Origin of the sequence: Sporichthya brevicatena (assembly GCF_039525035.1) — a bacterium.
In the GTDB taxonomy this organism is placed as follows: Bacteria; Actinomycetota; Actinomycetes; order Sporichthyales; family Sporichthyaceae; genus Sporichthya; species Sporichthya brevicatena.
The window spans coordinates 136,067-152,146 of record NZ_BAAAHE010000026.1; the positions used below are offsets into that span (position 1 = coordinate 136,067).

The window sequence follows — 16,080 nt, forward strand, 5'->3', positions numbered from 1 at the left end:
GGCCTGAACCGACATGAGCAGACTCGACACCGCGCAGGAGCGCGCCGCCGTCCTCGTCCAGGCCCTCCCGTGGCTGGGCCGCTTCCGCGGCCGCACCGTCGTCATCAAGTTCGGCGGCAACGCGATGACCGATGCGGCCCTGATGGACGCCTTCGCCGAGGACGTCGTCTTCCTGCGCCTGGCCGGGATCGAGCCGGTCATCGTGCACGGCGGCGGTCCGCAGATCTCCGCGGCGCTCGACCGGTTCGGCATCGAGTCCCACTTCGCCGGTGGGCTCCGGGTCACCACGCCCGAGGCGATGCAGGTCGTGCGGATGGTGCTGGTCGGCCAGGTCCAGCGCGACATCGTGGGCCGGCTCAACTCGCACGGCTCCTACGCCGTCGGGCTCTCCGGCGAGGACGCCCGGCTGTTCACCGCCACCCGCCGCGGTGCGCTGGTCGACGGCGAGGAGGTCGACCTGGGTCAGGTCGGCGAGGTCACCGAGGTCGACCCCGGCGTCGTCGAGGGCCTGCTGGCCGACGGCCGGATCCCGGTCGTCTCCAGCGTCGCCCGGGGGCACGACGGCGAGCTCTACAACGTCAACGCCGACACCGCGGCCGCCGCGCTCGCGGTCGCGCTCGGTGCCGAGAAGCTCGTCATGCTCACCGACGTCGAGGGCCTGTACGCGACCTGGCCGGACGACGACGAGGTGATCTCCTCACTGACCGCCGACGAGCTCGCCGCGATGCTGCCGTCGCTGAGCTCGGGGATGATCCCGAAGATGGAGGCGTGCCTGCACGCCGTGCGCGGGGGCGTGCCCGCGGCGCACGTCCTCGACGGGCGGGTGGAGCACTCGGTGCTGCTCGAGCTCGTCACCGACGAGGGCATCGGCACGATGGTCGTGCCGGGGGCGAAGGCGGGAGGCGAGTCATGACGGGTCCTCACACGAGCGCCCTGCAGTCGCGGTGGGACGCCGCGCTGATGCCGAACTACGGCACCCCGCCGGTCGCCCTCAAGGTCGGCCGCGGCGCCGAGGTCTGGGACGTCGACGACAAGCGCTACCTCGACCTGCTCGGCGGCATCGCCGTGACCTCGCTCGGCCACGGCCACCCTGAGCTGGTGAAGGCCGTCAGCCGCCAGGTGGCGGCCCTGGCCCACACCTCCAACCTGTACCTGCACGAGCCGGCGATCGCGCTGGCCGAGCGGTTGCTCGACCTGCTCGGGGTCGCAGGCACGGACTCCCGCGTCTTTCTCTGCAACAGCGGCACCGAGGCCAACGAGGCGGCGCTGAAGCTGGTGCGCCGGCACGCCCCGACACGGACCAAGATCGTCGCCGCCGAGAACTCGTTCCACGGCCGGTCGCTCGGCGCGCTCTCCATCACCGGCAAGGCGTCGATCCGCGAGCCGTTCGCGCCGTACGGCTGGCACACGGTGTTCGTGCCCTACGGCGACGCGGACGCTCTGCGCGCCGCCGTCGACTCCGACACCGCGGCCGTGTTCCTCGAGCCCACCCTCGGCGAGGGCGGTGTCGTTCCGCCGCCGGCCGGTTACCTCGCCGTCGCGCGCGAGGTCTGCGACGCGACCGGCGCCGTCTTCGTGCTCGACGAGATCCAGTCCGCGATCGGGCGCACCGGCGCGTGGTTCGCCCACCAGCACGAGGGCGTGCGGCCCGACGTCCTGACCCTGGCGAAGGGCCTCGGCGGTGGGCTGCCGATCGGGGCCTGCGTGGGTCTCGGATCGTTCGGCGGCACCTTCCAGCGCGGCGACCACGGCTCCACGTTCGGCGGAAACCCCGTCGCCTGTGCGGCGGCGCTGACGGTGCTGCAGGTCATCGAGACGGACGGGTTGCTCGACCACGTCGTGAAGGTCGGCGGCCAGCTCGCCGACGGCATCGCGGCGATCGACCACCCGCTGCTCGCCAAGGTCGAGGGCCGTGGGCTGTGGCTCGGCATCGTCCTCACCGCCGACGTCTCGGCGAAGGTGGAGGTCGCGGCCCGGGAGGCCGGCTTCCTCATCAACGCCGTGCAGCCGGGCCGGATCCGCCTCGCCCCGCCGCTCGTCCTGACCGCTGAGCAGGTTCAGGAGTTCGTCTCGGCCCTGCCCGCGATCCTCGATGCCGCGAACACGCAGTCGAGAGGCATCGCATGACCATCCGTCACTTCCGGCGCGACGACGACCTGACCCCGGCCGAGCAGCTCGAGGTCCTCGACCTCGCCGACCGGCTCAAGGCCGACCGGTTCGCGTCGCAGGCGCTGGCCGGCCCGCGAACGGTCGCGGTCATGTTCGACAAGCACTCGACCCGGACCCGCGTCTCGTTCTGCGTCGCAGTCGCCGAGCTCGGGGGCTTCCCGCTGGTCATCGAGGCCGCCTCGTCCCAGCTGGGCCGGGGCGAGCCGATCGCCGACACCGTCCGCGTCTTCGACCGCCAGTGTGCGGCGATCGTGTGGCGGACGTTCGGCCAGGAGCGCCTCGACGAGATGGCGTCGATCAGCCGCGTGCCCGTCGTCAACGCGCTCACCGACGAGTTCCACCCGTGCCAGATCCTCGCCGACCTGCAGACGGTCCGGGAGCGGCACGGCCGGCTCGCCGGGCTGACGCTGACCTACCTCGGCGACGGCGCCAACAACATGGCGCACTCGTACCTCGTCGGCGGCGCGACCGCGGGCCTGCACGTCCGCATCGCCTGCCCGGGCGGGTTCTCGCCGGACCCGGAGATCGTCGTGCGCGCCGAGGCGATCGCCGCGACGACCGGCGGATCGGTCACCGTCACCGACGACGCCAAGGAGGCCTGCCGCGGGTCGCACGTCCTGGCGACCGACACGTGGGTGTCGATGGGGCAGTCCGACGCCGAGGCCCGGGAGGCGGCGTTCGCGCCCTTCCAGCTCGACTCCGCCCTGCTCGGTCTCGCCGACCCGACCGCGATCGTGCTGCACTGCCTGCCGGCGTACCGCGGCAAGGAGGTCACCGCCGAGGTGCTCGACGGGCCGCAGTCGGCGATCTGGGACGAGGCCGAGAACCGCATGCACGCCCAGAAGGCGCTGCTGGTCTGGTTGCTGGCGAAGTCGACCCCGCCGACCGGGCGATCGACATGACCGTCAGCATCCCCGCCACCAAGGCGGCCCGGCACCGGCGGATCGTCGAGCTGCTCGGCCGCGCCCCCGTGCGGTCGCAGAGCGAGCTCGCCCGGCTGCTCGGCGACGACGGGCTCGCCGTCACCCAGGCCACGCTCTCGCGCGACCTCGAGGAGCTCGGTGCCGTCCGCATCCGGGACGCCGACGGCTCGCTCGTCTACGCCGTCCCCGGCGAGGGGGGCGATCGCACCCCGCGGGTACCGGAGCCCGGTGCCCCGCAGGCCAAGCTCGCCCGCATCGCCGAGGAACTGCTCGTCTCGGCCGAGGCCTCGGCCAACCTCGTCGTCCTGCGCACGCCCCCCGGCGCGGCGCAGTTCTTCGCCTCCGCGGTCGACCAGGCCGCGTTGCCGGACCTGCTCGGCACGATCGCCGGGGACGACACCGTCCTCGTCATCACCCGTGACCCCAACGGAGGGGCCGCGGTCGCCGCGTATTTCCTCTCGCTCGCCACAGCACCAGCCGATTCAAAGCGTCAAGGAGCAAAGACATGACCGAGCGCGTCGTTCTCGCGTACTCCGGAGGTCTCGACACCTCCGTCTGCATCGGCTGGATCGCGGCCCAGACCGGGGCGGAGATCGTCGCCGTCGCGGCCGACGTCGGCCAGGGCGGTGAGGACATGGACGTCATCCGTCAGCGCGCGCTCGACTGCGGCGCGGTCGAGTCGATCGTCCTCGACCTCAAGGACGAGTTCGCGAACAACTACTGCCTGCCGGCGCTGAAGGCCAACGCGCTCTACATGGAGCGGTACCCGCTGGTCTCCGCGCTCTCGCGCCCGACGATCGTCAAGGCCCTCGTCGACGCCGCCCGCGAGCACGGCGCCTCGATGGTCGGCCACGGCTGCACCGGCAAGGGCAACGACCAGGTCCGCTTCGAGGTCGGCATCGGCGCGCTCGCGCCGGACCTCAAGGTGCTGGCCCCGGTCCGCGACTCGGGCATGACCCGCGACAAGGCGATCGCCTTCGCCGAGGAGCGCAACCTCCCCATCGACGTCAACAAGAAGTCGCCGTACTCGATCGACCAGAACGTCTGGGGCCGCGCCGTCGAGACCGGCTTCCTCGAGGACGTCTGGAACGGTCCGATCGAGGACATCTACAGCTACACCCAGAACCCGGCCACCCCGCGCGACCCGGACGAGGTCGTCATCACCTTCGCCTCCGGCGTCCCGGTCGCGATCGACGGCCGCCCCGTGACGATGCTCGAGGCGATCGTCGAGCTGAACAAGCGCGCGGGCGCCCAGGGCGTCGGCCGTCTGGACATGGTCGAGGACCGCCTCGTCGGCATCAAGAGCCGCGAGGTCTACGAGGCCCCCGGCGCGATCGCACTGATCACGGCCAAGCAGGAGCTCGAGAACGTCACCGTCGAGCGTGAGCTCGCCCGGTACAAGCGCGGTGTGTCGCAGCGCTGGTCCGAGCTGGTCTACGACGGCCTGTGGTTCTCCCCGCTGAAGAACGCGCTCGACGCGTTCCTGGAGGAGGCCAACGCCCCCGTCTCCGGCGACATCCGCATGACCCTGCACGCCGGCCGCGCCGTCGTCACCGGTCGCCGCTCGGACCAGTCGCTCTACGACTACAACCTCGCGACCTACGACGCCGAGGACACCTTCGACCAGTCGATGGCCAAGGGCTTCATCGAGCTGTTCGGCATGTCCTCCCGCATCGCCATGGGCCGCGACGCCCGTAACAAGTAGGTCCGGTTTTTTCGCCGGGATGACGTCCCTGCGGCACCCTTGTCAGCCCGCCCACGGGCTGACAGGGCCGCCGTACGGGACGTCATCCCGCAGGATTTGAGGGGTTCGATTGAGCGGGGACCAGCAGTCAGACGCGCTGCGGCTCTGGGGTGGACGGTTCGCCTCGGGGCCGGCGGACGCACTGGCGGCGCTGTCGGTGTCGGTCCACTTCGACTGGCGGCTCGCCCCGTACGACATCGCGGGGTCGAAGGCGCACGCCCGGGTGCTCCACCGCGCGGGGCTGCTCTCCGACGACGACCTCGCCGGCATGCTCGCCGGGCTCGACCGGCTGCTGACCGACGTCGAGTCCGGGGCGTTCACACCGACGGTCGCGGACGAGGACGTGCACACCGCGCTCGAGCGCGGCCTGATCGAGCGGGTCGGGCCGGAACTGGGTGGCCGCCTGCGCGCCGGCCGGTCCCGCAACGACCAGGTCGCGACGCTGTTCCGGATGTACCTGCGTGATGCCGTCCGTCGCATCACGCGGCTGCTCGCGGACCTGCAGGAGGTGCTCGTCGCCCAGGCCGCCGCGCACCCCGGCGCGGCGATGCCCGGGCGCACGCACCTGCAGCACGCGCAGCCGGTCCTGCTCGCCCACCACCTGCTCGCGCACGTCCACGCGTTCGCGCGGGACGTCGAGCGGTTGCAGGACTGGGACAAGCGCGCGGCCGTGTCGCCCTACGGCTCCGGCGCGCTCGCCGGGTCGTCCCTCGGGCTGGACCCGGAGCAGGTCGCGGCCGAACTCGGGTTCGACAGCTCCGCGCCGAACTCGATCGACGGCACCGCGTCACGGGACTTCGCCGCCGAGGCGGCGTTCGTGCTCGCGATGATCGGTGTCGACCTCTCCCGCCTCGCCGAGGAGGTCATCCTCTGGGCGACCAAGGAGTTCTCCTTCGTCACGCTCGACGACGCCTTCTCGACCGGGTCGTCGATCATGCCGCAGAAGAAGAACCCCGACATCGCCGAACTGGCCCGCGGCAAGGCCGGCCGCCTCGTCGGGAATCTGACGGGGCTGCTGGCGACGCTCAAGGGCCTGCCGCTCGCGTACAACCGGGACCTGCAGGAGGACAAGGAGCCGGTCTTCGACTCCGTCGACACGCTCGAGGTCCTGCTGCCCGCGTTCACCGGGATGATGGCGACCCTGCGCTTCCACACCGACCGGCTCGCCGAGCTGGCGCCCGCCGGGTTCTCGCTCGCGACCGACATCGCGGAGTGGCTCGTCCGGCAGGGCGTGCCGTTCCGCGTCGCCCACGAGGTGGCGGGGGAGTGCGTGCGGGTCTGCGAGGGCAAGGGCATCGAGCTCGCGGACCTCTCCGACGCCGACCTCGCGGCGATCTCGGAGCACCTCACGCCGGCCGTGCGTGAGGTGCTGACCGTCGAGGGCTCCATCGCGTCGCGCGACGCGCGGGGTGGGACCGCGCAGGCCCGGGTCGACGAGCAACTTGCCGCGCTGCAGAGCGAGATCGCCGCGCAGCGCGCCTGGGCGCGCCCCTGACTTCAACGCACGTTGCGCAGAGCGAGCACCCTGGCGACCCGCGGGTCGTCGCCGCCGAGGTACTCGCTGAGCACGGCCACCACATCGGCGACGTCGAGGCGCCCGGCGCCGGCCATCTCCTCCAGGTCGACCCAGTCCTTGGACCGGCTGAAGAACGCCTTGAAGACCGCGAGGTCGGCGCAGGCGAGGAACGGCAGGGGGCGTCCCTCGAACGGCCGCGTGACCACCCGGGCCGCCGCCTGTTCGTGGAAGGCCGTGGTGTTCAGGAACAGGTCCACCGGCGTCTCGTCCCACAGAACCCGGACCTGACCGTCGCGGCGGAGTTGCGTGCGGTGCTTCCGCGACACCAGGACTCCCGCGGGCAGGGCATCGAGGATGCGGCCGGCCTCGTTGGTGGGGACGAAGACGTTGAGGTCGATGTCGCTGGTACCTCGCGGATCCGCCGTGCACCAGGCCAGCGCCAGCGCCCCACCGAAAGCGTGCGGGACCTCGTCGAGCGCGTCGTGCAGCGCGAGCACCCGCTCGAGGATGTTCACCGGCGGCCCGGAAAGCGAGGGGCCTGCAGGGTCGGGGAGTGACGGGCAGGGAAGGCGCCGGCCAACAGCAGGACGTCGCGGATCTGGCGTTCGCGCTTCGCTTCGTCGATGTGAACGATGAGCCGGGAGTCCAACTCGAACCCGGCGGCCCGCAGGATGCGATCCGCCGTCTCCACGTTCGGTGTGACCCGGCCCTGTTCGTAGGCGGCGAGCGTCGAGTGCGAGGTGCCGGCCCGCTCCGCCAGTTCACGGAGACTCAGGCCGGCCCTCGCCCTCGCCCGCTTCAACTGCGATGCGATGTCCACGAACGAATGGTATCAACCCAGATACCACTAGGCCGCGGCGCCGAGGACGCGGTTGATCTCGTCGAGAACGGCCTGGTCCGGCTGGGCCGCGACGACCGTCGCGGGCGCGCGCCGGGTTGCCTCGATCGCCTGCGCGACGCGCTCGCGGCCGAGGACCGCCGGGGTGTGGCAGCCGACGACGACAGTCGGGTCGAGTGCGGCGACGCGGTCGACGGTCGCCTGCCACCGACGCTCGTCGGCGAGCAGCAGCCAGGGGCTGACGTACTGGCCGAAGGTCGCAATGCCCTCGAACCAGAAGTCCTGGTCGAACTCGTCGACGACCGGTACGGGCGCGAGCATGGGGGTGGCGAAAGGTGTCCGAGCCCCAGTAGACGCCGGTGGTGGGGTCGAAGAGTCCGCGCGTGGTCGGCGCGTCGAACACCGGCGGCCGGACGGCCTGCAGCACGCGGTCGCCGACATCCAGGGACTCGCCGTCCGACACCCAGCGCCAACGGGACGGCGGGATCGTGCTGAGTCCTCCGCCCATGCGCTCGACCATGAACCAGTTGATGACCAGCGTGGCGTTGGGACAACGCTCCATGAGTTCGTGCATGTTGCCGGTGTGATCGGCGTCGTCGTGACTGATGAAGAGCCAGCGCACGTCTTCCGGCTCGACGAGGGAGAAGACGTCCTCGAACCAACGCTCGCGGTTGGCGGCCTCACCCGTGTCGACGACGACGGGCTCGCGACCGCGGATGACCATCGAGTTCAGGGCAACGCACACCGGCGCGGACCCTTCGCCCTGGTGGTCGTGAATGAGGAACGTCTCGGGGGCGATGCGGGTGGGGGTGAGACGGGTCTTCGGCAGGACGGAGGGGATCATGGGAAACCTCACAGAATCAGGATGCCGTCGTGGTACTGGAGTACCATGAAGGAATGCCAGTGCCACGTCAAGATCTGACGCCCAGTCGCGGGCGGGTAAATCAGAAACTTCGTACCCGTGCGGCGATCGTCGCGGCCGCGCAGGAGCTCTTCGACGCCGGGACGACGCCGACCGTCGCGCAGGCCGCAGAAGCCGCGCTGGTCTCGCGTACGACGGCGTACCGCTACTTCCCGACCCAGGAGTCACTGCTCACCGAGCTGACCGTGACCGCCGGCGTCGAGTCGATCGAGGAACTCGTCGCGCGCCCGGTGGACGCGTCCGACGCCCGCGCACGGACCCTCGCCGTGATGGAGGCGTTCCTCCGGAACACCTTCGAGTCCGAGAATCAGTACCGCCAGGCGGCGCGGCTCTACCAGGACCAGTGGCTCGCCGCCGTCGCCGCGGGGGAGTCGTCCCCGACGATCCGCGAGGGGCGCCGTCGCCGCTGGTACGCCCAGACCCTCGGCCCGCTCCGCGACCAGGTCTCCAAGACCGAGTGGGACCGCCTGATCACCGCCCTGTGCCTGCTCTCCGGCCCGGAGGCGATGATCACCCTCCGCGACGTCTGCGGCGTCGACGAACGCACCGCTCGCAAGGTCAGCGCCTGGGCCGCCGAGACCCTCCTCCGCGAGACCTTCGGCGAGGCCGACCAGCCGTAGCGTCCGACGATGTGGCTGCTATTGCGACCACATCCTCGGACGCAAGCCCTGCACTGGAGATGTCATCTTTAGTGCAGGGGCGCGGCCGCGCACGTCCGGCATGCACTAGAGATGTCATCTCCAGTGCACTTCGGTCAGGGCGCGGGGCGCTCGGCGGCGGTGACGATGTTGCGGGTCATGCCGCCGAAGACGATGCCGTGGAACGGCCAGACGGCCCACCAGTAGAGCTGGCCGGCGAGGCCGTGGGGGACGAAGACGGCCCGCTGGCGGTAGACCGATCCTCCGTCAGATCCCGCGCTCACACCGAGTTCGAGCCACGCACGGCCGGGGACGCGCATCTCCGCGCGTAGCCGGAGCAGCCGCTCGGGACCGGTGTCGTCGAGGGCCTCGACACGCCACCAGTCGAGCGCCTCGCCGACCTGGAGTCGGGCCGGGTTGCGCCGGCCGCGACGCAGCCCCACGCCGCCGACGAGACGGTCGAGCCAGCCCCGCACCGACCACGCCAGGGGGAACGAGTACCACCCGTTGTCGCCGCCGATCCCGGTGACGACCGCCCAGAGCCGGTCCGGGTCGGCCGCGGCCTCCACGCGACGCTCGTCGACGAACGCGCTGCCGCCGGACCAGTCCGGGTCGCTGGGCAGCGGGTCGGCGGGGGTGTCGCCGACGGCCGCGTCGGACCACCGGGTCTCGACCTCGCCGGCGCGGACCCGGGCCAGCGCCAGTTCCACCGCCCGGTCGTACGGCGTCAGGCCACCGTCGGGGTCCGGGACGTAGCGCGCGATGTCGTGCTCGGTGCAGACCATCTCGTGCACCAGCGACTCGATCAGCGGCGCCGCGAGCTTGCGGGGGACCGGGGTGACGACATTGACCCAGTGCGAGCTCAGCTTCGGGGTCAGGAACGGGACCGGCAGGACCCGGCGATGGGGCAGCTCGGCCACCGCGGCGTAACGCTGCATCATCTGGCGGTACGTCAGGACATCGGGGCCGCCGATGTCGAACGTGCGGTTCAGCTCGGACGGCAGGTCCGCGGCACCGACCAGGTAGTGCAGGACGTCCCGCACCGCGATCGACTGGACGCGCCGATCCACCCACTGCGGGGTCACCATCACCGGCAGCCGCTCGGTCAGGTACCGGAGCATCTCGAAGCTCGCCGACCCGGCGCCGAGGATCACCGCGGCCCCGAACACGGCCGCGGGGACGCCCGAGCGCAGGAAGATCTCGCCGACCTCGCTCCGCGACGCCAGGTGCGGCGAGAGGTCTTCCCCGTCGCTGGGGCGCAGGCCCCCGAGGTAGACGATCCGGCCCACCCCGGCCGCCCGGGCCGCGTCGGCGGTGATCAGCGCGCCCTTGCGGTCCACCGACTCGAAGCTGCTCCGCTGGAGGGAGTGCACGAGGTAGTAGAGGACATCGATGTCGTCGCACGCCTTCGCCATCGCCTCGGCGTCGGTCACGTCGCCCCGGACGACCTCGACCCGGTCGCGCCAGGGCACGCCCCGGAGCTTCTCGGGGTCACGGGCGAGCGCGCGGACCTCGTGGCCCGCGTCGAGGAGGCGGGGGACCAGGCGCCCGCCGATGTAGCCGGTCGTCCCGGTCACGAGTATCCGCACTGCCATAACGTGCCCCGATGGCCCCTTCCGACACTCTGCGCCGGTCGTTCTTCGACCGCCCGGTCCTCCAGGTCGCCGCCGACCTGCTCGGGGCGGTGGTCGTCCACGGCCCGGTCGCCGTGCGACTGACCGAGGTGGAGGCCTACGACGGGGCCAACGACCCCGCCTCCCACGCCTATCGGGGCCTCACCCCGCGCACCCGGGTGATGTTCGGCCCCCCGGGGCACCTCTACGTCTACTTCACCTACGGCATGCACCACTGCGCCAACCTGGTCTGCGGCCCGGACGGCACGGCCGCCGCCGTCCTGCTCCGTGCCGGGGAGGTCGTCGCCGGTCTCGACGTCGCCCGCTCCCACCGCCCGGCGGTGACACGGGACGCCGCGCTCGCCCGCGGCCCGGCCAACCTCGTCCGCGCACTGGGACTCGGCCCGGAGCACAACGGGGCCGACGTCGTCGCCGGGCCGGAGGTCCGGGTCCGGCGGGGAGACCCCTCGACGACGGAGATCCGCACCGGCCCCCGGGTCGGCGTCAGCGCCGGCGCGACCCGCCCCTGGCGCTTCTGGCTCGCCGACGACCCGACCGTCAGCGCCTACCGCGCCGGAACTCGGAAGCAGCGGGGGAACGCGCGATGAGAGAATTCCGCCCCGTGACCATCTTGGACGACCTCCGCTGGCGCGACCTGGTCGCGCAGACCACCGATCCCGACGCTCTGGCGGCTGCGCTCGCGGCCGGTCCGGTCACGCTGTACTGCGGCTTCGACCCGACGGCTCCGAGCCTCCACGTCGGCCACCTGGTACAGGTTCTGACGCTCCGACGGTTCCAGCAGGCCGGCCACCGGGTGATCGCGCTCGTCGGCGGCGCGACGGGTCTGATCGGTGACCCGAAGGAGACCTCCGAACGGAGCCTGAACACCAAGGACGTCGTCGGGGAGTGGGTGGGGAGGATCCGCGCCCAGATCGAGCCGTTCCTCGACTTCGAGGGCGACAACCCCGCGCTCATGGTCAACAACCTCGACTGGACCGCGCCGCTGTCGACGATCGACTTCCTGCGCGACATCGGCAAGCACTTCCCGGTCAACCGGATGCTGGCGCGCGACGCCGTCGACAAGCGCCTGAACTCCGAGGTGGGCATCTCCTACACCGAGTTCAGCTACGTCCTGCTGCAGTCGATGGACTACCTCGAGCTCTACCGCCGGCACGGGTGCTCGCTGCAGATCGGCGGCTCGGACCAGTGGGGCAACATCACGGCCGGCGCCGAGCTGATCCGCCGGGTCGAGGCCGGCAAGGCCCACGCGCTGACGACCAAGCTGCTGACCAAGGCCGACGGCACCAAGTTCGGCAAGACCGAGTCCGGCACCGTCTGGCTCGACCCGGCCCTGACGAGCCCGTACGCGTTCTTCCAGTTCTGGGTGAACACCGACGACCGCGACGTGATCGGCTACCTCAAGTGCCTGACGTTCCTGCCCCAGGAGCGGATCGAGGAGCTGGAGAAGGCGACCGCCGAGCGGCCGGGGGCCCGCGAGGCGCAGCGCACCCTCGCGCAGGAGCTGACCACCCTCGTCCACGGCGCCGAGCAGACGGCCGCAATCCAGAACGCCAGCTCGGCCCTGTTCGGCCGCGGTGAGCTCCGGGACCTGGACGCGCCCACCCTGGCCGCCGCGCTCGGCGAGCTGCCCAGCACGACCGTCAGCGGCCCGCTGCCGAGCGTGGCGGAGCTCCTGGTCGCCACCGGACTGGAGAAGAGCAACAACAGCGCCCGCCGCACCATCGGCGAGGGCGGGGCCTACGTGAACAACGTCAAGGTCACCGAGGAGGCGGCCAGCCCGGCCCCGAGTGACCTGCTTCACGGCGAGTGGCTCGTGCTCCGTCGCGGCAAGCGGAACCTTGCGGCGGTCCGGGTCGTAGGTTCCTAGGCAGGGCGACTCGCGCCCTCCGAGGGAAATGGGCGCGGATGGACCTGGAGATCAGCGGACTCACCTGGACGCTGACGATCGCGCTGGTGGTCGGCCTGCTGGCGTTCGACCTGATCCTGGGGGTCCTGCGACCCCACAAGGTCGGGTTCGGCGAGGCGATCGCCTGGACGATCTTCTACGTCGGCGTCGCGGTGGCCTTCGGCGTCTGGTTCACGATGGCGCACGGCGGCGACTACGGGACCGAGTTCTTCGCCGGCTACATCGTCGAGTACAGCCTGAGCGTCGACAACCTGTTCGTCTTCGTCATCATCATGACGACGTTCGCGGTGCCCGAGGCCTACCAGCAGAAGGTGCTGACCTTCGGCATCGTCCTGGCCCTCGCGATGCGCGCGGTCTTCATCATGGCCGGCGCCGCCCTGCTCGCGGCGTTCTCGTTCATGTTCCTGCTGTTCGGGCTGTTGCTCCTCTTCACGGCGTTCCAGCTCTTCCGGCACCGTGACGAGGACCCGGACATCGAGAACAACGGTGTGGTCAAGGCCGCGCGCCGCCTGCTGCCGGTGACGAACGAGTACGTCGGCGGCAAGCTCCTCACGAAGATCGACGGGCGCACGATGGTCACGCCGCTGCTCGTCGTCCTGATCGCGATCGGGTCGATCGACCTGCTCTTCGCGTTGGACTCGATCCCGGCGGTCTTCGGCGTGACCGAGGAGGCCTACATCGTCTTCGTGGCCAACGCCTTCGCGCTGATGGGCCTGCGGGCGCTGTTCTTCCTCGTCAAGGGTCTGCTCGACCGGCTGGTCTACCTCTCCACCGGGCTCGCGATCATCCTCGGGTTCATCGGCGTCAAGCTCGTCCTGCACTGGCTGCACGAGGACATCTGGCACGACGCCCCGCAGATCAGCACCCCGGTCAGCCTCGGCGTCATCGTCGTCGTGCTGACGATCGTGACCGTCGCGAGCCTGATCAAGACCCGCCAGGACCCGACCGCGAAGGCCCACGCCGGCACCCTGCTCGGCGAGCCCGCGAAGAAGGCCGACGAGTAGGGCACCGGCAAGCAGGCCACCGGCGGGACCCCGTCAGGCGAGGTCGACCTCGACCCAGGTGTCGGAGAACGTCGGGGCGTTGCCGAGGTCCGCGAACTCGAACGGGGTCACCGCGGCCACGGTCGCGAGTTCCTTCGCGTGCTTGCGCCACCCACCCATGTGGGCGGCGACGACGCCGGGGGCGGTCTCGTCCGTCACCTTGGCGACGACGACGAACGAGCCCCGCTCGTTGTGGACCCGCACCGCGTCTCCGTCGGCGATGTTGCGCGCCGCGGCGTCGGCCGGGTGCATCAGCAGGGCGGGCTCGCCCTGGATCCGCCGCTGCTGCGGCTGGTCCGCGAAGCTCGAGTTCAGGTACGCGTGGGACTTCGGCGAGACGAGGTTGAGCCGGTTCCCGGCGTCCGGGCCGAACGCCGACTCACGCGGGGGGATCCAGTGCGGCAGCGGGTCGACCGGCTGCCCCGGCTGGTGCTCCTCCGAGCCCTGCCGGAACAGCCCGAGAACGAAGTTGCCCATGGCCGCGGCGGCTGCGGAGAACTCGACCTTCCCCGACGGGGTCGGGAAACCGCCCTCGGCGTAGGGCGCGTAGGAGTCCGCGTCGGGCAGCCGCAGCCGGGCCCAGCCGTCGGCGGCGAGGGACGCCGGCGTGATGCCGTCCATCTGCGGGGCGGACCAGTCGAACGCGGCGGCGATCATCTCGTCGTCGGTACGGGTGAAGTAGGGCTCGGTGAAGCCCATGCGTTGCCCGAGCCGACGGAACAGCTCCGTGTTCGGGATGGCCTCGCCCAGCGGCTCGATCGCCCGGTTGTTCCGCGTGATGTAGAAGTGCCCCCAGCTGAACATGACGTCGTCCTGCTCGAGCTGGGTCGTCGCCGGCAGAACGATGTCCGCGTAGTCGGCGGTGTCGGTCTGGAAGTGCTCGGAGACGACCGTGAACAGGTCCTCCCGGGCCAAACCGGCCAGCAGCTTGTCCTGCTCCGGGCAGACCACGAGCGGGTTGGTGTTGTAGACCATCAGGGCCTGGATCGGCGGGTCGAGCTCGAGCTCACCGGTGAGCGCGCGACCGAGCAGGAACTGGTTGACGATGCGCGTGCCGGGCCGGATCAGTTCCGCCCCGAGCAGCGCCGGCCAGTTCACTGGGAACGCCCACAGCGGGAGGGCAAGGATTCCGCCGCCGGGCCGCCGCCACGCGCCGACCAGGCCCGGCAGGCAGGACAGCGCGCGCACCGTCTGACCGCCGCCCGCGTGCCGCTCGATCGCGACGCCGATGCGGATCATCGACGGCTGGGTGGTCGCGTACTCGCGCGCGAGCGTCCGGATGTCGTCGGCGGGGACGCCGGTCTGCTCCGCCGCCCACTCCGGCGTGTACTGCCGGACGCGCTCGGCGAGCTCGTCGAACCCGACGGTGTGGTTCGCGACGTAGTCGGCGTCGTGCAGGCCCTCGCCGATGATCACATGCATCATCGCGAGCGCCAGCGCGGTGTCGGTGCCAGGCCGGATCGGGATGTGCCAGTCCGCGTGCTTGGCCGTCCTCGTGCGCAACGGGTCGACGACCACGACCTTCGCCCCGCGCCGCTGCGCCTCGGCGATGAACGGCCACAGGTGCAGGTTCGTGCTGATCGGGTTGCAGGCCCAGATCAGGATGAACTTCGAGTGGACGAAGCTCTCGGGGTCGACCCCGGCGGCCGGCCCGAGCGTCATGACGTACGCGGTCGAGGCCCCGGAGTCGCAGTAGGTCCGCTCGGTGATCGTCGCCCCGAGCTTGTTGAAGAACGGGTCGCCGACGTTGAGGCCGTTGAGGATGCCCTGGGTGCCGAGGTAGCTCGCGGGCAGAATCGCCTCGGGCCCGTAGGTGTCCGCGATCTCGCGGAACCGCGTCGCGATCTCGTCGAGGGCCTCGTCCCAGCTGATCCGGGCGAACTGGCCGCTGCCCTTCGGGCCGGTGCGACGCATCGGGTAGAGCACGCGGCCGGGGGAGTACACCGTGTCGACGAAGTTGTTGAGCTTGACGCACAGACCACCCTGGGTGAACGGGTGGTCCGGGTCGCCGCGGACCTCGGTGGCGACGCCGTCGACCACCGTCACGCGCATCGCGCAGGTGTCGGGGCAGTCGTGCGGACAGGCGGCTCGCACGGTCCGGGTCCGGGCGGCGGCAGTGGGCCCGGCGTCGGGCAGGACAGCGGTCATCGACGTACCTCCACGCGGCGCGGTGGCGCCAGGCGGTGCACCACCTCGTGCGGGCATCGTCACTCCGGGGTCATCGTCAGACCATGACGTGGAGCGACATCCGTCGTAATCTCGGCGCCACGTCGCACCACCTCGATGGAGATCCCCCGCGAGGAGACCCCGGTGGCCCCAACCGTCGACCTGGCGCCCGCCAGCACGGGACGCCTCGGGGTGTGGCGCGACCTGATCCGGGACCACTTCGTCTCGCTCGACGTCGAGGCGCCCCGGGCGGACGGCTTCCGCGGGCAGGTGCGGACCGTCGAACTGGGCGACCTGCGGGTCGCCGAGGTCGCCTCGATCCCGCAGTCCGCGCACCGCACCGCCGCCCTCGCCCGGGCCGACGCGGAGCGCTGGTTCCAGATCGGCCTGCTCACCGGGGGAGCCGCGCGCCTGACCCAGGACGGCCGGGAGTGCGAGCTGCACCCCGGGGACTTCGCCCTGTACGAGACCGACCGGCCCTTCACCTGGGACCTCGGCCACGGCACCGATCCGTGGCGTCTGCTCGTGTTCACCTGGCCCCGCGCCGCCGTCGACCTCAGCGAGACCGAGGCCGCCGAGCG

General features: G+C 71.4%; 16 protein-coding genes and 1 pseudogene. 11 read left to right on the plus strand and 6 right to left on the minus strand.

Translation table 11 applies throughout. The features are described 5' to 3' along the window. Positions 1–13 precede the first annotated feature (13 nt). The 6 genes from argB (at position 14) to argH (ending at position 6,331) form a co-directional block, all read left to right on the plus strand. Positions 14–913, plus strand: coding sequence for an acetylglutamate kinase (gene argB, locus ABD401_RS16245; protein WP_344606573.1), 900 nt, complete (start codon positions 14–16; stop codon positions 911–913). Further along, a complete protein-coding gene (locus tag ABD401_RS16250) occupies positions 910–2,127 on the plus strand; it encodes an acetylornithine transaminase (protein ID WP_344606574.1) in 1,218 nt (405 codons plus the stop codon). The genes argB and ABD401_RS16250 overlap by 4 nt, the downstream gene beginning before the upstream one ends. Then, positions 2,124–3,071 carry an ornithine carbamoyltransferase gene (argF, locus tag ABD401_RS16255; protein ID WP_344606575.1) on the plus strand — a complete coding sequence of 316 codons (948 nt, stop codon included), beginning with the start codon at positions 2,124–2,126 and terminating at the stop codon, positions 3,069–3,071. Before ABD401_RS16250 ends, argF begins: the two co-directional genes overlap by 4 nt. Beyond that, a complete protein-coding gene (locus ABD401_RS16260; RefSeq protein ID WP_344606577.1) occupies positions 3,068–3,601 on the plus strand; it encodes an arginine repressor in 534 nt (177 codons plus the stop codon). The genes argF and ABD401_RS16260 overlap by 4 nt, the downstream gene beginning before the upstream one ends. Further along, the gene (locus ABD401_RS16265; protein WP_344606579.1) at positions 3,598–4,797 is read left to right on the plus strand and encodes an argininosuccinate synthase; all 1,200 of its coding nucleotides are present in this window, start codon (positions 3,598–3,600) and stop codon (positions 4,795–4,797) included. Before ABD401_RS16260 ends, ABD401_RS16265 begins: the two co-directional genes overlap by 4 nt. A gap of 109 nt (positions 4,798–4,906) precedes the next feature. After that, entirely contained in the window at positions 4,907–6,331 is a 1,425-nt protein-coding gene (gene argH / locus ABD401_RS16270; RefSeq protein WP_344606581.1) for an argininosuccinate lyase, read from the plus strand. A gap of 2 nt (positions 6,332–6,333) precedes the next feature. Here argH and ABD401_RS16275 read toward each other — a convergent pair whose 3' ends face one another. From ABD401_RS16275 to ABD401_RS25115, 4 genes and pseudogenes are all read right to left on the minus strand, one after another. Beyond that, entirely contained in the window at positions 6,334–6,867 is a 534-nt protein-coding gene (locus ABD401_RS16275) for a hypothetical protein (protein ID WP_344606583.1), read from the minus strand. Then, the gene (locus ABD401_RS16280) at positions 6,864–7,172 is read right to left on the minus strand and encodes a helix-turn-helix domain-containing protein (RefSeq protein ID WP_344606585.1); all 309 of its coding nucleotides are present in this window, start codon (positions 7,170–7,172) and stop codon (positions 6,864–6,866) included. Before ABD401_RS16280 ends, ABD401_RS16275 begins: the two co-directional genes overlap by 4 nt. Before the next feature lie 27 nt (positions 7,173–7,199). Next, positions 7,200–7,511, minus strand: coding sequence for a hypothetical protein (locus ABD401_RS16285; protein ID WP_344606587.1), 312 nt, complete (start codon positions 7,509–7,511; stop codon positions 7,200–7,202). Between the two features lie 70 nt (positions 7,512–7,581). Then, positions 7,582–8,034: pseudogene (locus ABD401_RS25115) on the minus strand (MBL fold metallo-hydrolase); the annotation flags it as partial. A 53-nt stretch (positions 8,035–8,087) separates the two neighbouring features. On the opposite strand from ABD401_RS25115, the gene ABD401_RS16295 reads away from it, so the two are divergent. Next, positions 8,088–8,732, plus strand: a complete 645-nt coding sequence (locus ABD401_RS16295) for a TetR/AcrR family transcriptional regulator (protein WP_344606591.1) — start codon at positions 8,088–8,090, stop codon at positions 8,730–8,732. Between the two features lie 134 nt (positions 8,733–8,866). Here ABD401_RS16295 and ABD401_RS16300 read toward each other — a convergent pair whose 3' ends face one another. Further along, on the minus strand, positions 8,867–10,345 hold the full coding sequence (locus ABD401_RS16300; protein ID WP_344606593.1) for an SDR family oxidoreductase: 1,479 nt from the start codon (positions 10,343–10,345) through the stop codon (positions 8,867–8,869). An 11-nt stretch (positions 10,346–10,356) separates the two neighbouring features. Between ABD401_RS16300 and ABD401_RS16305 the strand changes: the two genes are divergently transcribed. From ABD401_RS16305 to ABD401_RS16315, 3 genes are read left to right on the plus strand one after another with little or no spacing between them, the layout of a single operon-like run. Continuing rightward, positions 10,357–10,971 (plus strand): DNA-3-methyladenine glycosylase, encoded by a 615-nt coding sequence (locus ABD401_RS16305; RefSeq protein WP_344606595.1) that lies wholly within the window; start codon positions 10,357–10,359, stop codon positions 10,969–10,971. After that, positions 10,968–12,251, plus strand: coding sequence for a tyrosine--tRNA ligase (tyrS, locus tag ABD401_RS16310; RefSeq protein WP_344606597.1), 1,284 nt, complete (start codon positions 10,968–10,970; stop codon positions 12,249–12,251). Before ABD401_RS16305 ends, tyrS begins: the two co-directional genes overlap by 4 nt. Before the next feature lie 38 nt (positions 12,252–12,289). After that, positions 12,290–13,294, plus strand: coding sequence for a TerC/Alx family metal homeostasis membrane protein (locus ABD401_RS16315; RefSeq protein ID WP_344606598.1), 1,005 nt, complete (start codon positions 12,290–12,292; stop codon positions 13,292–13,294). Positions 13,295–13,327: 33 nt separating this feature from the next. On the opposite strand, the gene ABD401_RS16320 is transcribed toward ABD401_RS16315, so the two are convergent. Beyond that, entirely contained in the window at positions 13,328–15,481 is a 2,154-nt protein-coding gene (locus tag ABD401_RS16320; RefSeq protein ID WP_344606600.1) for a molybdopterin-containing oxidoreductase family protein, read from the minus strand. Between the two features lie 162 nt (positions 15,482–15,643). Here ABD401_RS16320 and ABD401_RS16325 point away from each other — a divergent pair. Next, positions 15,644–16,080 (plus strand): cupin domain-containing protein (locus tag ABD401_RS16325; protein WP_344606602.1); only part of this gene is annotated, 437 nt, incomplete at its 3' end.